The sequence below is a fragment of the Dietzia sp. B19 genome (assembly GCF_014145155.1).
In the GTDB taxonomy this organism is placed as follows: Bacteria; Actinomycetota; Actinomycetes; order Mycobacteriales; family Mycobacteriaceae; genus Dietzia; species Dietzia natronolimnaea.
The window spans coordinates 3,463-5,957 of record NZ_JAALED010000330.1 but is presented as its reverse complement, the minus strand read 5'-3'; the positions used below and the strand labels follow the sequence as shown (position 1 = coordinate 5,957).

Below are 2,495 nucleotides of genomic sequence, written 5' to 3'. Positions count from 1 at the left end.
GCGGACAGGCTCAGCGAGTGGCTCGGGCCTGAGGTCGACGCCCTCGCGCGCGGCGGGAAGCTGGCGGGACGAGGCATCGGCCCCGCGCTGCGGCGACTGCTCCCGTGGCCGGAGGCGGCCCGGTTCGACGATCTGGTGCCCGACCGCCTGCAGGTGCCCAGCTCGTCGTCATACCGCGTGGACTACCCGGAACCCGGATCCGACGCCGCACCGGTGCTGGCGGTCAAGCTGCAGGAGTGCTTCGGGTGGACCGCCTCACCCCGGATCTGCGACGGGCGGGTCCCCGTGACCGTCCATCTGCTCTCCCCCGCCGGACGGCCACTCGCCGTGACCCGCGACCTGGAGTTCTTCTGGCGCGAGGCCTATCCCGGTGTACGGGCGGAGATGCGGGGCCGCTATCCCCGGCACCCGTGGCCGGAGGACCCGATGGGCGCCGAACCCACTCGTCGGACCAACCGTCGACATTGAGGATCCCGTTACCATAACGAACCGCCCTGCCGCAATGCTCCGGAGCGGCCCGCCTCCTACGATGTGAGCAACCGCACCCGCGTCCGTCGACCCCGCCCGGAGCGTGATCGCCATGCCCGCGTACACCCCACCCGCACCCCACCGGGTCCCCCTCCCGACCAGGACCCCCGCACGGACCAAGCGGATCCCGCGCGTCCGGAACCGGATCGGGGCGCTCGTGACGTCCGCCGGTCTGGCGCTGGCGCTACTCAGCCTCTACCTGCCGTGGCTGGCCACGGGCGCGGACGAGCGGATCTCGGCCCTGGGGATCACCGAGCTCATCGACGTCCGCAGCGTCGCACCGGTGTTGTTCGTCGGACTACTTGTCCTGGCCCTGCTCGTGGCCGTCACCGCGCTCACCCGCCTGGGGTCGTTCGCCGTCGCGGCGGCGGTGGTGGCGATCGGGGTCCTGGTGGGACACCTCGCCTTTGTCTGGACCCTGATCCTGTCCACGGGGTCGACGGAGCCGGCACTCTCGGGCCTGCCCGCGAACGCCACGGTGACCTCCGGGCCCTATGTGGCCGCGTTCGGGTTCGTGATGGTGTCGGCGGGGTCGGCCTGGGCCGCCCGGTCCGCTCGCTATCCGGTCGATCCCGTGACGTGACGGGCGGGCCCGGTCCGGCGGTCACAGTCCGCCACCGCACCGTCCGGCCGGAACGCACCGTTGTGGCAGAACCCGGACACCCCGCCTATTATGTGACTTACCTCACTTCACAGGTTCCGGTCCGATTAAGGGCACCCGCCATGGCCGCACAGACAACGCCCGTCACCCGCACCTCGCCGTCGTCGGCGAGCACCCCGACCGGCGGCAAGATCATCCCGCACCTGCGAAACCGCGTCGGCGGCCTGATCGCCGTAGTGGGGCTGGCGCTCGCCCTGCTCAGTCTGTACCTCCCCTGGTTGAGCACCGGGACCGGCGGAGGGATCAGCGCGCTCGACCTCACCGAGATCCTGGACCTGCGCGCGATGGCGCCCCTGAACTTCCTGGGGCTTCTCGTGCTGTCGGTCCTGGTGGCGGTCACGCTGTTCACCCGGTTGGGATTCTTCGCGGCCGCCAACGCGGTACTCGCGTCCCTCGTGTTGATCGCCCACCTCATCTTCGTCTGGGTCCTGTTCAACTCGACCGACACCTCGGATCCGATGCTGGCGGGCCTGCCGGACGGCACCTCGGTCACCTACGGTCCGTTCGTCGCGGCGATCGGATTCATCCTCGTGATCATCGGATCGGCGTTGGCGGCCAAGTCCGCCGAGTACCTTCTCCCAGACCGCGCCGAGGCCCGCATGTTCACCGGCTCGTGAGGCGTCAGAACACCACCACGGTGTCCCCGACCTGCAGCCTCTCGAAATAAGTCGCCGCGGCGGGCCGGTCCATCCGGATACACCCGTGCGACTCGTAGGCCGGATCGCCCTCGTGGAAGGCGATCCCTCCCACGAAGTACACCGAGTACGGCATCGGGGCGTCGTCGAACAGACGGCTGACCTCGTGGCGCACCTTCCGGGTGACCTGGAACGTCCCGCGAGGGGTCTCCCAACCGACCCTTCCGTGCGACATCCGTACCGGCCCGTAGCTCAGCCGCTCCCCCGACTGCAGCCAGGTCCGGTTCCCGTCGAGGTCGACGCACGCGGCGGCCGTACGCGGACACGGGCTCTGCGGGGTGGGGTCCGGCGGCGGCGGGGGCGCGGCCGGAGGGGGCACGAACCCGGGCGGAGGAGTGATCCCCGCCGACTCCAGCCAGCCGCCGGCGGCGGTGCGCAGGTCCGCGTCCGCCTGTACGGATCCCGCCAGGGCCTGATCGAGCACCTGCTGGGCCTCCGGCGGTAGCGACACCTGGGCCGAGGCGGCGGAGGTGCTGGTCCCTGCGACCAGCAACGCCGCCACCGCGCCGACCAACACTCGTGAGGGGATTCTTCTCATGCCGTGATTATGTCCGGGGCACGTCACCCGGACGGGCGACTCGCTGTCACGGTCCGGTCTCGACCCGGGCGCT

4 protein-coding genes are annotated in these 2,495 nt (G+C 70.9%); 3 read left to right on the top strand and 1 reads right to left on the bottom strand.

The window, feature by feature from the left end; genetic code table 11:
• The 3 genes from G6020_RS10065 to G6020_RS10055 form a co-directional block, all read left to right on the top strand.
• The coding region (locus G6020_RS10065; protein ID WP_277815265.1) for an ATP-dependent helicase C-terminal domain-containing protein at positions 1-468 on the top strand (468 nt) is incomplete at its 5' end.
• A gap of 112 nt (positions 469-580) precedes the next feature.
• Complete coding sequence (locus G6020_RS10060) at positions 581-1,111, top strand: hypothetical protein (protein WP_182610524.1); 531 nt, start codon at positions 581-583, stop codon at positions 1,109-1,111.
• A gap of 140 nt (positions 1,112-1,251) precedes the next feature.
• Positions 1,252-1,806 carry a hypothetical protein gene (locus G6020_RS10055; RefSeq protein WP_182610523.1) on the top strand — a complete coding sequence of 185 codons (555 nt, stop codon included), beginning with the start codon at positions 1,252-1,254 and terminating at the stop codon, positions 1,804-1,806.
• 4 nt (positions 1,807-1,810) lie between these two features.
• On the opposite strand, the gene G6020_RS10050 is transcribed toward G6020_RS10055, so the two are convergent.
• A complete protein-coding gene (locus G6020_RS10050; protein ID WP_182610522.1) occupies positions 1,811-2,422 on the bottom strand; it encodes a L,D-transpeptidase in 612 nt (203 codons plus the stop codon).
• Positions 2,423-2,495: the final 73 nt, after the last annotated feature.

Bases quoted from the DNA above. Each gene is read 5' to 3' on its own strand.
- G6020_RS10050 (WP_182610522.1), bottom strand. From the start codon at position 2,422: ATGAGAAGAATCCCCTCACGAGTGTTGGTCGGCGCGGTGGCGGCGTTG.
- G6020_RS10060 (WP_182610524.1), top strand. From the start codon at position 581: ATGCCCGCGTACACCCCACCCGCACCCCACCGGGTCCCCCTCCCGACC.
- G6020_RS10055 (WP_182610523.1), top strand. From the start codon at position 1,252: ATGGCCGCACAGACAACGCCCGTCACCCGCACCTCGCCGTCGTCGGCG.